Origin of the sequence: Pseudidiomarina tainanensis (genome assembly GCF_900115255.1) — a bacterium.
GTDB lineage: Bacteria > Pseudomonadota > Gammaproteobacteria > Enterobacterales > Alteromonadaceae > Pseudidiomarina > Pseudidiomarina tainanensis.
This window is the reverse complement of the sequence record NZ_FOYU01000001.1, coordinates 796,569-810,222: the sequence shown is the minus strand read 5'-3', so window position 1 is coordinate 810,222 and position 13,654 is coordinate 796,569. Positions and strand designations below refer to the sequence as shown.

The window sequence follows — 13,654 nt, the reverse complement described above, 5'->3', positions numbered from 1 at the left end:
TTCGTACGCTTCGCTGTTAGATGTGATAATTGTATAGAAAATAACTTCGCTATCAACCTTTAATATATTGATGTTTTATAATTTCTTGTATCAAGTTGTATATTTTATTTTTATTTTAATTCGAAGGATGTATCTACCGAACAGTGAAACGCACGAACAGCGAAGCGCACGAACAACGAACAACGCTCTTCGGTTTTATGTTACATTTGTCGCATCATTAATTTCGAACCCAATTCATGTCTAACGTAACTTCACAATTTCAAGCAGATGGCGTGTTAGCGCGCACCTTGCAAGGCTTTCGCCCGCGCGCTGCACAAAGCGAAATGGCATCGGCAGTCGAGCGCACTCTGGCAAAAAAGTCGCAACTAGTGGTTGAAGCTGAAACTGGAACAGGTAAAACATTCGCTTACTTAGTGCCGGTATTACTCGATGACGGTAAAGCCATTATTTCGACCGGAACCAAAGCGCTGCAAGAGCAGTTGTATCATCGCGATTTGCCTGCGCTACGGGATGCCTTAGCCCCGAAAAAGATGGTTGCGTTGTTAAAGGGGCGCGCGAATTATTTGTGCATCCATCGTATGAATCAGGCGGTTGCACACAGTGGTGAATTAAGTAAAGAACTACAAGGGCAGTTGGTCGAAGTCAGAAAGTGGGCGCAGCGAACCGATGATGGTGACGTTGGTACCATTAATATTCTGCAAGAAGATGCCGCCATTCTGCCAACCGTGACGAGTACAGTGGATAACTGTTTAGGTCGTGATTGCCCAGAGTACGACGATTGTTACCTCGTCAAAGCCCGCAAACGTGCCATGGATGCGGACTTGGTGGTGGTCAATCATCATTTGTTCTTTGCCGATATGGCATTAAAAGACGTCGGTTTCGGTGAATTGGTGCCGCAAGCCGATGCGGTGATTTTTGACGAAGCACACCAATTACCTGATATTGCCAGCCAGTATTTCGGTGAGGCGGTATCGAGCCGACAGCTACAAGAGCTGGCGCATGAACTGAAAGTTTTATATCTAACCGAAGTGAAAGATTTACGTCAGCTCGATAAAGCCGCGGATAAGTTACTGGGTAGTTTGAACGACTGGCGGTTAGTGTTCCCCAAAGATCCCATGCGCGGTAATTGGCGTCAGTTTGCACAACAACCGGCAGTGCGTTTGGCAGCGGATGTTGTCGCTGAACACCTCACGTTTTTACGAGAAGTGTGTAAAAGTGCACTGGGGCGTCACCAAGACCTCGACAACGCCTATGAACGTTGTGTGCAATTTTTGCATAAGTGGGAACAGCTGCAGGATGTGAGCCGCACCGGCTATAGCTTTTGGTTCGAAACCACAGCGCGCCAAGTTACCTTGCATCAAACCCCATTGAGTGTGGCGGAGAAGTTTGGTGGTTATCTCGAGCGTAGCGATATGGCGTGGGTATTTACCTCTGCAACACTGGCGGTAGGCGAGGATTTTCGTCACTTCACCGAGCAATTGGGTATCAACCATGCCGAAACATTGTGTTTAGCCAGCCCGTTTAATTTTGCCGAACAAGCGCTGTTGTGTTTGCCGCGTTATCTCCCACAGCCACATGAGCGTGAAATGCCAGCAAGTCTGCTGAGCATCGTCGAGCAAGTGATTGAACACAATCACACCGGTGGCACCTTTGTTTTATTCACTAGCCATCGCATGCTTCAGATGATTGCACAGCAACTTGAACAAAAGACGGACCGACCGCTGTTTGTGCAAGGCAGTACCAGTAAGCGGGAACTGTTGCAGCAGTTTATTGCCAGTGGCAACGGCGTATTGCTCGGTACCGCCTCTTTTTGGGAAGGCGTTGATGTTCGTGGCGATGCGTTGCGCTGCGTGATTATCGATAAATTACCGTTTGCGAGCCCCGATGATCCACTTCTGCAAGCGCGCGTTGAAGACTGTCGTTTGCGTGGAGTTGACCCGTTTGCTCAGGTACAATTGCCGCAAGCCATTATCGCGCTAAAGCAGGGCGCAGGGCGCTTGATTCGTGATGCCGATGATCGCGGCGTGCTGATTGTTTGTGACCAGCGACTGGTTACCAAACCTTATGGCGGAATATTTTTGCAAAGCTTGCCAACAATGCGCCGTACTCGTGACTTTACGGTCGCACTAGATTTTTTAGATTCTTTGGAGAATGCAGAGTGAACTTACATGCGGTTTTAGCCCTCGATACTTCGACCGAACAATGCTCAGTAGCACTGAAGGTTGGCGACAAAGTTGTCAGTCGTGCTGCGATTACCCCACGTGAGCATTCACAACGCATTCTAGGCTTTGTGCAAGAAGTATTAGATGAGCAGAACATCAAGCTCGCGGACGTTAATGCGTTGGTGGTTGGCCACGGTCCTGGCAGTTTTACCGGCGTACGAATTGGTGTTTCTATCGCACAAGGTTTGGCATTTAGTCACACTTTGCCCGTTTTTCCCGTCAGTACATTAACGGCTCTCGCGCAACAAGCAATTCGCAAGCACGATACACAAGTCGTCATTAGTGCTATCGATGCGCGCATGCAAGAAGTGTACGTTGCACCGTTTCGCAACGTACAAGGCATGGCAGAGCAGGTGGCTCCAGAGCAGATGGCGCCGTTGGCAGATATGAGTGCGCAACCTTGGTGGACTGAGGTAGCTGGCGTTGGTGAAGTTATGGGCGCGGGTACTGGTTGGCAGGCTTATGCGGATGCGCTTAATCCTGCGCAGCAAGTGACTGTACTTGATGAGGTTACCCTGCCACTGGCGGAAGATATGTTGCACTGGGCGTTGGTTCACGGTAAAGCAGTTGATGCCGCCGATCTTGAGCCGTTGTATGTACGTAATGAAGTGGCTTGGAAAAAGTTGCCGGGGCGTGAATAAATCACTAAAACACCGGAACTTACTGAGCATAAATTTAATCAAAGTGCTATAACTAGCAGTAAGCTAGCACGCATTGAAAAGTCAGTGAGGTACCGATTATGAAACGCATTGCCGCCATATTTTCAGCTTTAATGCTCAGCGCTTGTTCATCATTTCCTGATGCACTTCAAGTTGCCGATGACGCGCAATTAGCCCCGTATTCAGCCGCATTAGAACAGCCCGAAGCGGTTGTTGGTCAAACAGCGCGATGGGGTGGTGTCATTGCCGAAGTACGGAATTCAGATGCAGGCACGGTGATTGAAGTGGTTAACTTTGATCTACAACGCTGGGGGCGCCCACTGACTAGCGATCAAAGCCAAGGCCGTTTTCGTGCGAAAATAAACGGTTTCGTTGATCCAATGGTCTGGAAGCAAGGCAGCTCAGTGACGTTTGTTGGCACCATTGGCGAGCCAGAAACCGGTGCCATTGATGAATACACCTATTTATTCCCAGTACTGAACGTGTCGAGCAAATATCTATGGCCGGTTCGTAAAGAGCCAACGCGCTTAGAAGTGAATTATGATGCGCTCTGGTATCGTCATTATTGGTATTCACAACCGACGTATCCGCGCCGCATTTATTATCCAGGCCCAGTCATGGATAAAAGTCCTAAGCCGACGAAAGATAATTAATTAAACGGAAGCAGTAAGATTCAATGACTGAACAAACATTGCAATATCAACAGGCTCGGCATCATGCTGAGCCTGTTTCTTTTGAGGTGCCATGGGGCACTATTCGTGGTTTAAGCTGGGGCAAACGCGACGGTGAACCGCTACTGGCATTGCATGGCTGGCTCGATAACGCCTATAGCTTCCTACCGATAGCCGAAGCATTTTTAGAAAGTCCGCTTGCTGAACGTTTTCAGCTTATTGCACTTGATTGGGCGGGGCATGGGCACAGTGATCATCGTCCGGCAGGCAATTATTATCCGTTTATGGATTATGTTTATGATCTCTGGCATATCTGTGAACAGCAACAATGGCCGCAAGTAACTATTCTCGCGCACTCAATGGGCGCATACGTGGCCAACATGTTTGCCGGTATTGCACCGCAAAAAGTTAAGTTGTTATTGGCGGTTGAGGCGTTCGGTTTACTCGCGTCCGAGGCCAGTGAAACGACCGAGGATTTACGCAAAGGCTTTGAAAGCCGCTGGCAGCAACAATTCAAGCATCGTCCTCATTATCGCGATTTAGCAACCGCAGTAATGGCGCGCAAACACGCTGGCGATTTTAGCCGCGAACTGGCGGCACTGTTGGTCGAACGGGGTATCGAGCAACTGGGCGAGAACGACTTTCGCTTTCGCGCCGATGGGCAATTACGACTAAAATCTCCCGTTAGATTGACCGCAGAACAAATTGCCGACGTATTAAAACATATTGAATGTCCGTTTCAGGTGATTTTGGGCAGCACGGGGCATCAACGCCTCAAGCAAGCGCTACAGCAGTGGCAGCAGTTTGTGCCGCAGCTTGAGGTCAGCGAAGTTGAAGGTGGACATCACGTGCATATGGAGCAGCCAAGTGCGATTATTGGCGCATTATCACAGATGATTCGTGCACACAACGGCTAGGCAACACTGGTCGGATATGCGATGATTGCGCGTTATTAACATATAAAAATGACATAAATTGTTCAGGAGCATGAAGCGCGTGGATAAAATTTGGCTTAAACGTTATCCAGCTGGCGTACCGGAGACTATCGATCCGGACCATTTTAATTCGCTGGTCGACATTTTCGAGCAAAGTATCCAAAACTATGGTGACAAAGTTGCCTACGTTAATATGGATACCGAACTAACTTTTAACGAACTTGACGTACTTTCGCGTCAATTCGCTGCATATCTGCAACAGCAAGGCCTTCAAAAAGGTGATGCGTTGGCGATTATGATGCCGAATTTGTTGCAGTATCCAATTGCCTTATTCGGCGCACTGCGCGCCGGCTTAGTCGTCGTTAATGTCAATCCGCTTTATACCCCACGCGAATTAAAGCACCAGTTATCTGACGCCAATGCCAAAGCTATTGTTATTCTTGATAACTTTGCCCATACGCTTGAGAAAGTTGAAGCTGATGTGCCAGTTGAAAAAGTTATCTTAACCGCGATTGGCGACATGCTACCGGCACCGAAACGCTGGTTAGTGAATGCCGTTGTCAAATACGTCAAAAAAATGGTTCCGAGCTATTCATTAAAGAATACCGTGAACTTCCGCACTGCATTAAGCCAAGGTGAAAAAGCCACTTATCAGCGCCCGGAAATGAGCGGTGACGATCTTGCCTTTTTACAATATACCGGCGGCACGACAGGGCTAGCGAAAGGCGCGATGCTATCGCACCGCAATATGGTTGCGAACCTTGAGATGGTGTCCGCCATTGTCGCTCCGTTGGTGAATGACGGTGAAGAGACCATTGTGACGGCGTTACCGCTGTATCATATCTTTGCCTTAACAGCGAACTGCCTCACCTTTATGAAGCACGGTGGTCGTAATATTCTGATTACCAACCCACGCGATATGAAAGCATTCGTGAAAGAGTTACAGAAGTATCCATTCTCGATGATTTCTGGGGTGAACACGCTATTTAATGGCCTGTTACATGCTGAGGGTTTTAAAGATTTAGACTTCTCACACCTGAAAATTGCCTTAGGTGGCGGTATGGCAGTGCAGCGTTCAGTTGCTGAGCATTGGGAACGCGTCACCAAATCACGTTTGCTCGAGGGCTACGGATTAACCGAATGTTCGCCCGTTGTGACTGTTAACCCAACCGACATCGAACATTACAATGGCACTATCGGTATTCCATTACCGTCAACTGAGGTGCGTATTGTCGATACTGAAACCGGTAAAGAAGTGGCGCAAGGCGAGCCGGGCGAAATTCAGGTGCGTGGCCCACAAGTCATGGTTGGCTACTTGAACCGCCCAGAAGAAACTGAAAAAGTCATGAAAGATGGCGATTGGTTTGCAACCGGTGATATCGGTGTGATGGACGAAAACGGCTTCTTTAAAATCGTGGATCGTAAAAAAGACATGATTTTGGTCTCTGGTTTCAACGTTTATCCAAATGAAATTGAAGACGTGATTGCGGATCATCCGAAAGTACTCGAAGTTGCTGCTGTTGGTGTGCCACACGAGGCATCAGGCGAGCAAGTGAAAATATTTGTGGTGCGCAAAGATCAAAGCTTAACGGAAAAAGAGCTGATTACTTACGCTCGTGAAAATATGACGGGTTACAAGGTTCCGAAGCTCGTTGAATTCCGCGACGAGTTACCAAAAACCAACGTTGGTAAAATTCTACGTCGTGAACTTCGTGACGAAGAAGAGGCAAAATCAAAATAACGCATGTTGCCATTTCAGCTCATTACCACTAACGCTGACTTGCTCGCTTTCTGCGAGCAAGCTCGGCAAGCACCTTACCTTGCTCTCGATACCGAATTTGTCCGTACGCGCACGTACTATGCCCGTTTAGGTTTGCTGCAAGTGCGCGCAGGCGATCACCTTGTCTTAATCGATCCGGTTTCGGGTGTTGATCTTGAACCATTCTGGCAATTGCTAAAAGATCCCAATGTGCATGTGGTGATTCATGCCGGCGGTGAAGATTACGAAATCTTGGCCCAAAATATGGGACAGATTCCGACTCATATTTTCGATACGCAAATTGCTGCAGCCTTTGCTGGACATGGAGAAGCCATGGGTTATGCGGCTATGGTGAACCATTACTATCGAGTTGAGTTAGATAAATCACAGTCGCGCACTGATTGGTTGCAGCGTCCATTGTCAGCCGAGCAGTTGGATTATGCTGCGGCTGACGTCTATTACCTACATGATATTTATCCGCGTTTGCGCGCCGAATTAAGCCCAGAAAAAATCGCTTTAGTGGAAGCCGAAAGCGCTGAGCAAGTCATTCGTCGAGCACAGCAGGTGCCGCCGCAGTGGCTGTATTTATTCTTCGGTAACGCTTGGCAATGCAATCAACAGCAACTGGCTGTGTTGCGTGAGTTGATGGCGTGGCGATTGGAGCGCGCGAAAAAATCTGATATTCCGTTGGGCTTCGTGGCGAAAGATCATACGTTACTTGAGCTGGCGCGACGGATGCCGCAGAACCTTGGACATCTACGAGGCATTACTGATTTGTCGCCCGTAACGGTTCGTTATGCCGGTGAATCGTTGTTAGCCGCGGTACGGACAGGGCAAGCCTCAAAAAGCTTACCAGCACCACTTGAGCGCTTAACCGATATGCGTGGATATAAGCCGGTATTTAACGCCATTAAGCAAGCGGTAGCGAGTTTAGCGAAAGAGTTAAACGTTGAGCCGGGGCTTATCGCTTCGCGCCGCCAGATCAATGATGTGATTCATTGGGAATGGCAAGTACCTGCTATTGCCAAGTCTGACCTGTCGCCCCCTGACTTGTACCGGAGCTGGCGAGGGGCTAAGCTGAAAGCATCTTTGGAAGCGATATTACAGCGAGATCGTTAATCATGTTGTGTGCGATTTATCGTAGCCCGCGTCGGGCTGATACCTATCTTTACATGCCGCATCCTGCGGACTTTACAAAAATCCCTGAACCTTTGCAGAAAAGCTTTGGTCAACCTATACATGTGATGACAATGGCACTCACACCTGAGCGCCAGTTAGCACGATTAACGGTTGAGGAGCTCACTGAGCATCTCAACGAAGCGGGATTTTATTTGCAGATGCCACCCAAACAAGAAAGCTTATTGGATGCGCACAAGAAACAACAACAGGAGTCTGCGTCATGATTCAAGTAGTCCGTAGTTTAACCTTAGCGGTTGTGTTGATGGCGTTGCCATGGCAGGCGCTGGCGCAAGAAGAAAAGGCAGAGAAAGGTGAAGAAGGCTTTGCCGCTTACGTTGAGCAAATCAAACAAGAAGCGCTTGCTGATGGTTACAGCGCGGAAACGTTAGAAACCGCATTCGCCGATGTACAGTTTTATCAGCGCTCAGTGAAGGCAGATCGTAATCAACCAGAATTTAAGTTGACGCTGGATACCTATTTGCCGCGCGCGGTACCTGAGTGGAAGGCGAAGAAAGCGGTTGAAATGTACGCTGAGCATCGTGAGCTGTTAGAAAAGATCGGCGCTGAATATGGCGTGCAACCACGATTTATAGTGGCACTGTGGGGCATTGAAACTAACTTTGGATCGTTCACTGGCGGCATGGACGTAATTTCAGCATTAACCACCATGGCATATGAAGGTCGCCGTGAAGCGTTTTTCAAAAAAGAGCTGTGGCACGCACTGACGATTGTTCAAGAAGGCCATATTCCAATTGACCAAATGAAAGGTTCGTGGGCAGGCGCCATGGGTCAAGCGCAATTTATGCCAAGCTCGTTTATGTCATACGCTGTGGACTACGATGGCGATGGTCGTAAAGATATCTGGGGCTCGCAGGGTGATGTGTTCGCATCAGCTGCCAACTACCTGAAATCAGTAGGCTGGCGTGATGACGTGACCTGGGGGCGCCAAGTTCAATTACCAGAAGACTTTGATGCTGAATTGGCATCATTGAAAGTGAAAAAGCCATTAGCAGAATGGCAAGCTTTAGGTGTGCGTCGTTACGATGGCGGGGATTTACCGGTTCGTGACGATATTGAAGCGTCGGTGGTGATTCCTGATGACCAGCAAGGCCGCGTATTCTTGGCCTACAACAACTACGACGCGTTGATGCGTTGGAACCGCTCGCATTATTTTGTGGCTGCGGTCGGTTACTTGTCTGATCGTATTCGTTTCCCGAGGTAAGCTGGCATGGGATTACAACCGCCAAGTAAAATCGTTTGTGTCGGCCGTAACTATCTGGACCACGCGGCAGAATTAAATAACCCAGTGCCGACTCGGCCCCTGTTATTTATGAAGCCGCCGTCGTCGATTACACGGTTGCCAGAGGTGCGCATTCCGACCGACCAAGGCGAATGTCAGCATGAAATCGAGCTGGCCGTATACATTGGAATCCCACTACGCAAAGCAACGTCAGAACAGGCGCTTAAAGCAATTGCAGGTTATGGCGTTGCGCTGGATTTAACCTTACGCCAAGTACAAAGCGAGTTAAAAGCACAAGGACAGCCGTGGGAACGAGCGAAAGCATTTGATGGCTCTTGTGTTCTTGGACCCATGGTAGGGCGCGTCGAATTTAACCCGGAAAGCGATTTCGAAATCGCCTTGAAGGTGAATGGCGAACTGCGTCAGCAGGGCAAATCAAGCGAGATGATTTTTTCGATTGCCGATTTACTCGCGGATATTTCACAACAATTTACGTTAGTACCAGGCGATGTTGTGTTAACTGGAACTCCGGCAGGGGTTGCGGCACTTGGTTTAAACGACGCATTGGAACTGACCCTCAAGAACGATAACCAGCAATGGCAATGGACCGGCAACGTCAGCGCGGCCGAGTAACCCATGAGCGGTTATTTTTGGGAAGAAAAAGCACTCACCGAACTGACCCACCAAGAGTGGGAAAGTCTTTGTGATGGTTGCGGTAAATGTTGCCTGCACAAACTCATTGATGAAGCTGACGCCGAAGAGGTGATTCACTATACCGACGTCAGCTGTCGCCTGTTGGATACAAAAACAGCACAGTGCCGCGATTATCCCAATCGTAAGCAACATGTACCGGATTGCGTCGTCATTACCCCTGACAATGTGTATGAGTTGGATTACATGCCAACCAGCTGTGCCTATCGGCGGTTAGCGGAGGGACGCGGGCTTGCTTCGTGGCATCCGTTGTACCATGACGGCTCACGTGAGCCAATGATTGCGGCGGGAATGAGCGCTACGGGCCTCGTCGATAGTGAAGATACCGTCGAAGAAGATCTGGAACTTCGCATTGTGACGTGGCCGTTACGCGACACCAATTAAAGCGATTTGAATCGAACCAAGCGCGCTAATACCACAGCAACGCCAATCACGGTGTAAGTTGCGAAAATAATCTGCATCCAACCCGGCATACTCAAACCGACAAACTGCCAGTCGATTTCTCCACACTGTCCAGGCGCGGCAAAGAAGTTCGGGAACCATTCATGCAATGGCATCCAACTTGGGAAATTTGGAAAGGTATCGCAAACAATAAACCAAGAATTTTCCGAGTTTTGAATTTCGAGGTGTTCACGCGCAATCAGCCAGCCCCAAATGGCCGCCACAAGCCAACCGCTATAACCCACTAGACGAGTTATGAACAGTTGCGGTGCAAACAATGGAATGAGTGCGGCTAAACCGATACCTAATACTGCCGTGCGTTGATAAATACACTTCACGCAAGGTTCAAGGCCAAGTTGGTATTGAAAAAATAGAGCTGCCGCTAACAATGCAAAGCATGATGCAGAGAGGATTGCCCACGCGCGCCGCTGTGTTGGAAGTTTGGCCAAAAAAGTTAGCATAAAATCACCGCCTTATAATAATTTGCCAAGAACGATACCTGAGCCTAAATTGATTGTCGATAAGATTGGGTTAAGAAGCTTTACAAAACTTGTCCGACCATTGAAAAGACTGGTAGAATCAGGCAACGGATTATAACAAATAGTAACCCTACTTTAGGTAACGTTATTCAAAACACAGGCCACTTCATGATTATTAAGGCACAAAGTCCAGCAGGTTTTGCCGAGGAATACATCGTAAAATCAATCTGGAACGGGCATTTTGCACCCGGCACTATCTTACCAGCAGAGCGTGAGTTGTCCGAACTGATTGGTGTTACCCGTACGACCTTGCGCGAAGTGTTGCAGCGTTTAGCGCGTGATGGTTGGTTAACCATTCAGCACGGCAAACCGACTCGCGTGAATAACTTCTGGGAAACTTCTGGTCTCAATATTCTTGAAACACTGGCACGCCTTGATGAAGACGGTATGCCAGAATTGGTTGACCAGTTATTGTCTGCTCGCACCAATATTAGTGCTATCTATATTCGTCAAGCGGTTCGCAACGCGCCAGAAAAAGTGGTTGAGCTATTGAAAGAAGCCGAAACGCTCGAAGATTCTGCCGAAGCCTTTAGTCAGTATGACTATCGCTTAAACCATGATTTAGCGATGGCCTCTGGTAATCCTATTTACGTACTCGTTCTCAATGGTTTTAAAGGCTTGTACTCGCGTATTGGTAACTTCTATTTCTCCAACGACGATGCGCGTAAATTAGCTCGCAAGTATTACGCTGACTTGAGTGAAATGGCAGCTGATTCGCGCCGCGATGACGCTGTTTTATTAGTGCGGGAATATGGTTATCAGTCAGGCCGTATCTGGCATAGCATGCGCGGTGATATTCCTGACAATTTGGTCGAATAAATTTGTTCAATAAAGCATTGGTCGAGTAACGGCTGTTACTCGACACTACAACGCATTAGAGTCGGCAAGGCGTTATTCAACGCCTTGCGCTTCACGCCACTTCCATTCGTTTTCTAACGTAGCTTTAGGCAACAACATCTGAAAATCTAGATCCGCAATCGTTCCGCCGTTTTTGAAACGCTCTGGGAAATCTGGATTGGCTAAAGCTTTTTTACCAAGAGCCAACAGGGCGTTCGGGAACTGCGCCGCATAATCGGCATAGTTCGATTCATCGATGCCACCGTTGATAATTAGCCCTACGTTGGTTTCTGTTGCAACCACTTCTGCCAATGTTTTATCGCTACCATCTGCAAATGGTTTACGGTCAACCGTAGTATCCGTGGTGTGAATAAAATCAACGCCAGCTTCAGCAAGCACGCGTACGAGGCGTACCGCAGCTGCTTCACCTTCTGGCCACTGATATTCGTTGTCGGTTACGGTGATTTGGCCAATGCGAATACCCACGACAAAGTCATCGCTTACAGCACTGCGTACCGCACGTACTACGCGTTCGACATAAGCAATACGCTTATCGAGTGACCCACCAAACTCATCTTCACGTTGATTAAAATGAGTACTTAAGAATTCGTTTAACAAGTAACCGTTGGCGGCATGCAGCTCAACGCCATCAAAACCAATCTCTTCGGCCTTTTTAGCGGACGCGACAAAGCCATTTAAGGCATGTTCAAGATCGCTCAGTGAGGCTTCTTTCGGAGTTAACCAACCCGGAACATCGCCATAAAGACTCAGAGGCTCACCTTTCGGTTCCACCGCACTCGGTGCAATTGGCTGATCGACAAAGTTATTGTGCTGCATCTGGGCTCCGGCATGCATCAATTGCATAATCGCCTTACTACCTTGCGCGTGAATACGCTCAACAATGCCTCGCCATGCATCAGCTTGCGCCGCATTGATGATGCCAGGTTGATTCACGTAGCCCTGAGCCGCGCGATCATCGGTGTACACACCTTCAGTGATGACCAAACCAAAACCACCTTTGGCAAATCGCTCGTAATAATCACCCATGATTGCGGTTGGCACGCCGTGCTCATCGGCACTGGTACGGGTCATTGGTGCGACGGTAAAACGATTGGGTACATCAATAAACATAAGCCCTCACTTTTAAATAAGTTATATAACTTCAGTGGGGATGATTACGTGATTTTCAAGAATATTGATCAGGACGGTGGGCATAAAAAAACGGCCAACACCGCATGTGTATTGGCCGTTCGAACTCATCAGACTTATGCGAAGTTTTTCGCAACGAAGTCCCAATTCACCAAGTTCCAGAACGCGTTTAAGTAGTTAGGACGCGCGTTACGGTAATCGATGTAGTAAGCGTGTTCCCAAACGTCAACGGTCAAGATAGGAGTGACTGAAGAATCAGTTAACGGGGTTTCAGCGTTGCTGGTGTTCACAATCGCCACTGAACCGTCAGCCTTTTTAACTAACCAAGTCCAGCCTGAACCGAAGTTGCCAGCTGCTTGAGCACTGAATTCTTCTTTGAACTTGTCGAAAGAACCGAATGCTGCGTTGATGGCATCAGCAACTGCGCCAGTTGGCTCACCGCCGCCATTTGGGCTTAAGCAATGCCAGTAGAACGTGTGGTTCCATACTTGAGCTGCGTTGTTGAAAACGCCGCCTTTAGAAGTTTTGATGATATCTTCGAGTGACTTGCCTTCCATATCGGTGCCTTTAACCGCATCGTTCAGCTTGGTCACGTAGGTTTGGTGATGCTTACCATAGTGGTATTCAATGGTTTCAGCTGAGATATGTGGCTCAAGTGCATTTTTCTCGTAAGGCAATGCTGGTAATTCAAATGCCATGTCGACTCTCCGTTGTTATTGAAAAATGAATGTATTGTTGTTTCTAACACTTGTTTTGAACTCTGGCTATTTTACCATTGAATTCAAAACTTGCCGTCACTATATAGTTAGATTGTGGCACAAAAGTTTATTTCAAGGGTTAACTTTACCCTAAAGTATAACTTCTTTATGACGGTTTCGCGTACTGATTGTATTTTTTGAACATGGTATAATACGCGCCGTTTGAAACGCTCATTACCTGAGGTAGTCATGGAAACTGTTGATAAAATTAAGCAGCAGATCGCAGAAAACCCGATTCTGTTGTACATGAAAGGTTCACCGAAGTTACCTAGCTGTGGCTTCTCTTCGCAAGCTTCGCAGGCTCTGATGAGCTGTGGCCAAGCATTTGCGTACGTGGATATTCTGCAAAACCCAGATATCCGTGCTGAATTGCCAAAATTTGCTGATTGGCCTACTTTCCCGCAGTTGTGGGTAGAGGGCGAATTAGTAGGTGGTTGTGATATTATTTTGGAAATGTTCCAAAAAGGCGAACTACAAGAATTAATTAACGAAGTTGCTGCGCGTCATCCGGCGCCAGAAGCTGAATAACTTAAACAACTAAATGGAGATTAACC

At 48.0% G+C, this 13,654-nt stretch carries 15 protein-coding genes; 12 read left to right on the top strand and 3 right to left on the bottom strand.

Annotated features, from left to right (window positions below; genetic code table 11):
• Nucleotides 1-236: 236 nt before the first annotated feature.
• From yoaA to BM292_RS03950, 10 genes are all read left to right on the top strand, one after another.
• Nucleotides 237-2,162: a DNA repair helicase YoaA gene (gene yoaA, locus BM292_RS03995; protein WP_092855509.1), complete on the top strand. Its 1,926-nt coding sequence runs from the start codon at nt 237-239 to the stop codon at nt 2,160-2,162.
• On the top strand, nt 2,159-2,863 hold the full coding sequence (gene tsaB, locus BM292_RS03990; protein WP_092855507.1) for a tRNA (adenosine(37)-N6)-threonylcarbamoyltransferase complex dimerization subunit type 1 TsaB: 705 nt from the start codon (nt 2,159-2,161) through the stop codon (nt 2,861-2,863). The genes yoaA and tsaB overlap by 4 nt, the downstream gene beginning before the upstream one ends.
• 98 nt (nt 2,864-2,961) lie before the next feature.
• Nucleotides 2,962-3,534 carry a Slp family lipoprotein gene (locus BM292_RS03985; RefSeq protein ID WP_092855505.1) on the top strand — a complete coding sequence of 191 codons (573 nt, stop codon included), beginning with the start codon at nt 2,962-2,964 and terminating at the stop codon, nt 3,532-3,534.
• Between the two features lie 23 nt (nt 3,535-3,557).
• Complete coding sequence (locus tag BM292_RS03980) at nt 3,558-4,469, top strand: alpha/beta fold hydrolase (protein WP_092855503.1); 912 nt, start codon at nt 3,558-3,560, stop codon at nt 4,467-4,469.
• A gap of 79 nt (nt 4,470-4,548) precedes the next feature.
• Complete coding sequence (fadD, locus tag BM292_RS03975) at nt 4,549-6,228, top strand: long-chain-fatty-acid--CoA ligase FadD (protein WP_092856890.1); 1,680 nt, start codon at nt 4,549-4,551, stop codon at nt 6,226-6,228.
• A gap of 3 nt (nt 6,229-6,231) precedes the next feature.
• Entirely contained in the window at nt 6,232-7,365 is a 1,134-nt protein-coding gene (gene rnd / locus BM292_RS03970) for a ribonuclease D (RefSeq protein ID WP_092855501.1), read from the top strand.
• A gap of 2 nt (nt 7,366-7,367) precedes the next feature.
• Nucleotides 7,368-7,649, top strand: coding sequence for a YcgL domain-containing protein (locus tag BM292_RS03965; protein WP_092855499.1), 282 nt, complete (start codon nt 7,368-7,370; stop codon nt 7,647-7,649).
• Between the two features lie 38 nt (nt 7,650-7,687).
• Nucleotides 7,688-8,647, top strand: a complete 960-nt coding sequence (locus BM292_RS03960; protein WP_233340228.1) for a lytic murein transglycosylase — start codon at nt 7,688-7,690, stop codon at nt 8,645-8,647.
• A 6-nt stretch (nt 8,648-8,653) separates the two neighbouring features.
• Nucleotides 8,654-9,298, top strand: coding sequence for a fumarylacetoacetate hydrolase family protein (locus BM292_RS03955; protein WP_092855495.1), 645 nt, complete (start codon nt 8,654-8,656; stop codon nt 9,296-9,298).
• Nucleotides 9,299-9,301: 3 nt separating this feature from the next.
• The gene (locus tag BM292_RS03950) at nt 9,302-9,760 is read left to right on the top strand and encodes a YcgN family cysteine cluster protein (protein WP_092855493.1); all 459 of its coding nucleotides are present in this window, start codon (nt 9,302-9,304) and stop codon (nt 9,758-9,760) included.
• Here the strand turns inward: BM292_RS03950 and dsbB are convergent.
• Nucleotides 9,757-10,278, bottom strand: coding sequence for a disulfide bond formation protein DsbB (dsbB, locus tag BM292_RS03945; RefSeq protein WP_092855491.1), 522 nt, complete (start codon nt 10,276-10,278; stop codon nt 9,757-9,759). The genes BM292_RS03950 and dsbB overlap by 4 nt on opposite strands.
• A gap of 186 nt (nt 10,279-10,464) precedes the next feature.
• Between dsbB and fadR the strand changes: the two genes are divergently transcribed.
• Nucleotides 10,465-11,175, top strand: coding sequence for a fatty acid metabolism transcriptional regulator FadR (fadR, locus tag BM292_RS03940; protein WP_092855489.1), 711 nt, complete (start codon nt 10,465-10,467; stop codon nt 11,173-11,175).
• Between the two features lie 72 nt (nt 11,176-11,247).
• On the opposite strand, the gene BM292_RS03935 is transcribed toward fadR, so the two are convergent.
• A complete protein-coding gene (locus BM292_RS03935) occupies nt 11,248-12,324 on the bottom strand; it encodes an NADH:flavin oxidoreductase (protein ID WP_092855487.1) in 1,077 nt (358 codons plus the stop codon).
• A 134-nt stretch (nt 12,325-12,458) separates the two neighbouring features.
• Nucleotides 12,459-13,040, bottom strand: coding sequence for a superoxide dismutase [Fe] (sodB, locus tag BM292_RS03930; protein WP_092855485.1), 582 nt, complete (start codon nt 13,038-13,040; stop codon nt 12,459-12,461).
• Nucleotides 13,041-13,289: 249 nt separating this feature from the next.
• Here sodB and BM292_RS03925 point away from each other — a divergent pair, with 249 nt between their 5' ends.
• Complete coding sequence (locus tag BM292_RS03925) at nt 13,290-13,628, top strand: Grx4 family monothiol glutaredoxin (RefSeq protein ID WP_092855483.1); 339 nt, start codon at nt 13,290-13,292, stop codon at nt 13,626-13,628.
• Nucleotides 13,629-13,654 lie beyond the last annotated feature (26 nt).

Excerpts from the sequence above, each read along its gene's own strand:
- yoaA (WP_092855509.1), top strand. The coding sequence starts at position 237 with ATGTCTAACGTAACTTCACAATTTCAAGCAGATGGCGTGTTAGCGCGC.
- BM292_RS03985 (WP_092855505.1), top strand. The coding sequence starts at position 2,962 with ATGAAACGCATTGCCGCCATATTTTCAGCTTTAATGCTCAGCGCTTGT.
- BM292_RS03980 (WP_092855503.1), top strand. The coding sequence starts at position 3,558 with ATGACTGAACAAACATTGCAATATCAACAGGCTCGGCATCATGCTGAG.
- rnd (WP_092855501.1), top strand. The coding sequence starts at position 6,232 with ATGTTGCCATTTCAGCTCATTACCACTAACGCTGACTTGCTCGCTTTC.
- BM292_RS03965 (WP_092855499.1), top strand. The coding sequence starts at position 7,368 with ATGTTGTGTGCGATTTATCGTAGCCCGCGTCGGGCTGATACCTATCTT.
- BM292_RS03960 (WP_233340228.1), top strand. The coding sequence starts at position 7,688 with ATGGCGTTGCCATGGCAGGCGCTGGCGCAAGAAGAAAAGGCAGAGAAA.
- BM292_RS03955 (WP_092855495.1), top strand. The coding sequence starts at position 8,654 with ATGGGATTACAACCGCCAAGTAAAATCGTTTGTGTCGGCCGTAACTAT.
- BM292_RS03950 (WP_092855493.1), top strand. The coding sequence starts at position 9,302 with ATGAGCGGTTATTTTTGGGAAGAAAAAGCACTCACCGAACTGACCCAC.
- dsbB (WP_092855491.1), bottom strand. The coding sequence starts at position 10,278 with ATGCTAACTTTTTTGGCCAAACTTCCAACACAGCGGCGCGCGTGGGCA.
- fadR (WP_092855489.1), top strand. The coding sequence starts at position 10,465 with ATGATTATTAAGGCACAAAGTCCAGCAGGTTTTGCCGAGGAATACATC.
- BM292_RS03935 (WP_092855487.1), bottom strand. The coding sequence starts at position 12,324 with ATGTTTATTGATGTACCCAATCGTTTTACCGTCGCACCAATGACCCGT.
- sodB (WP_092855485.1), bottom strand. The coding sequence starts at position 13,040 with ATGGCATTTGAATTACCAGCATTGCCTTACGAGAAAAATGCACTTGAG.
- BM292_RS03925 (WP_092855483.1), top strand. The coding sequence starts at position 13,290 with ATGGAAACTGTTGATAAAATTAAGCAGCAGATCGCAGAAAACCCGATT.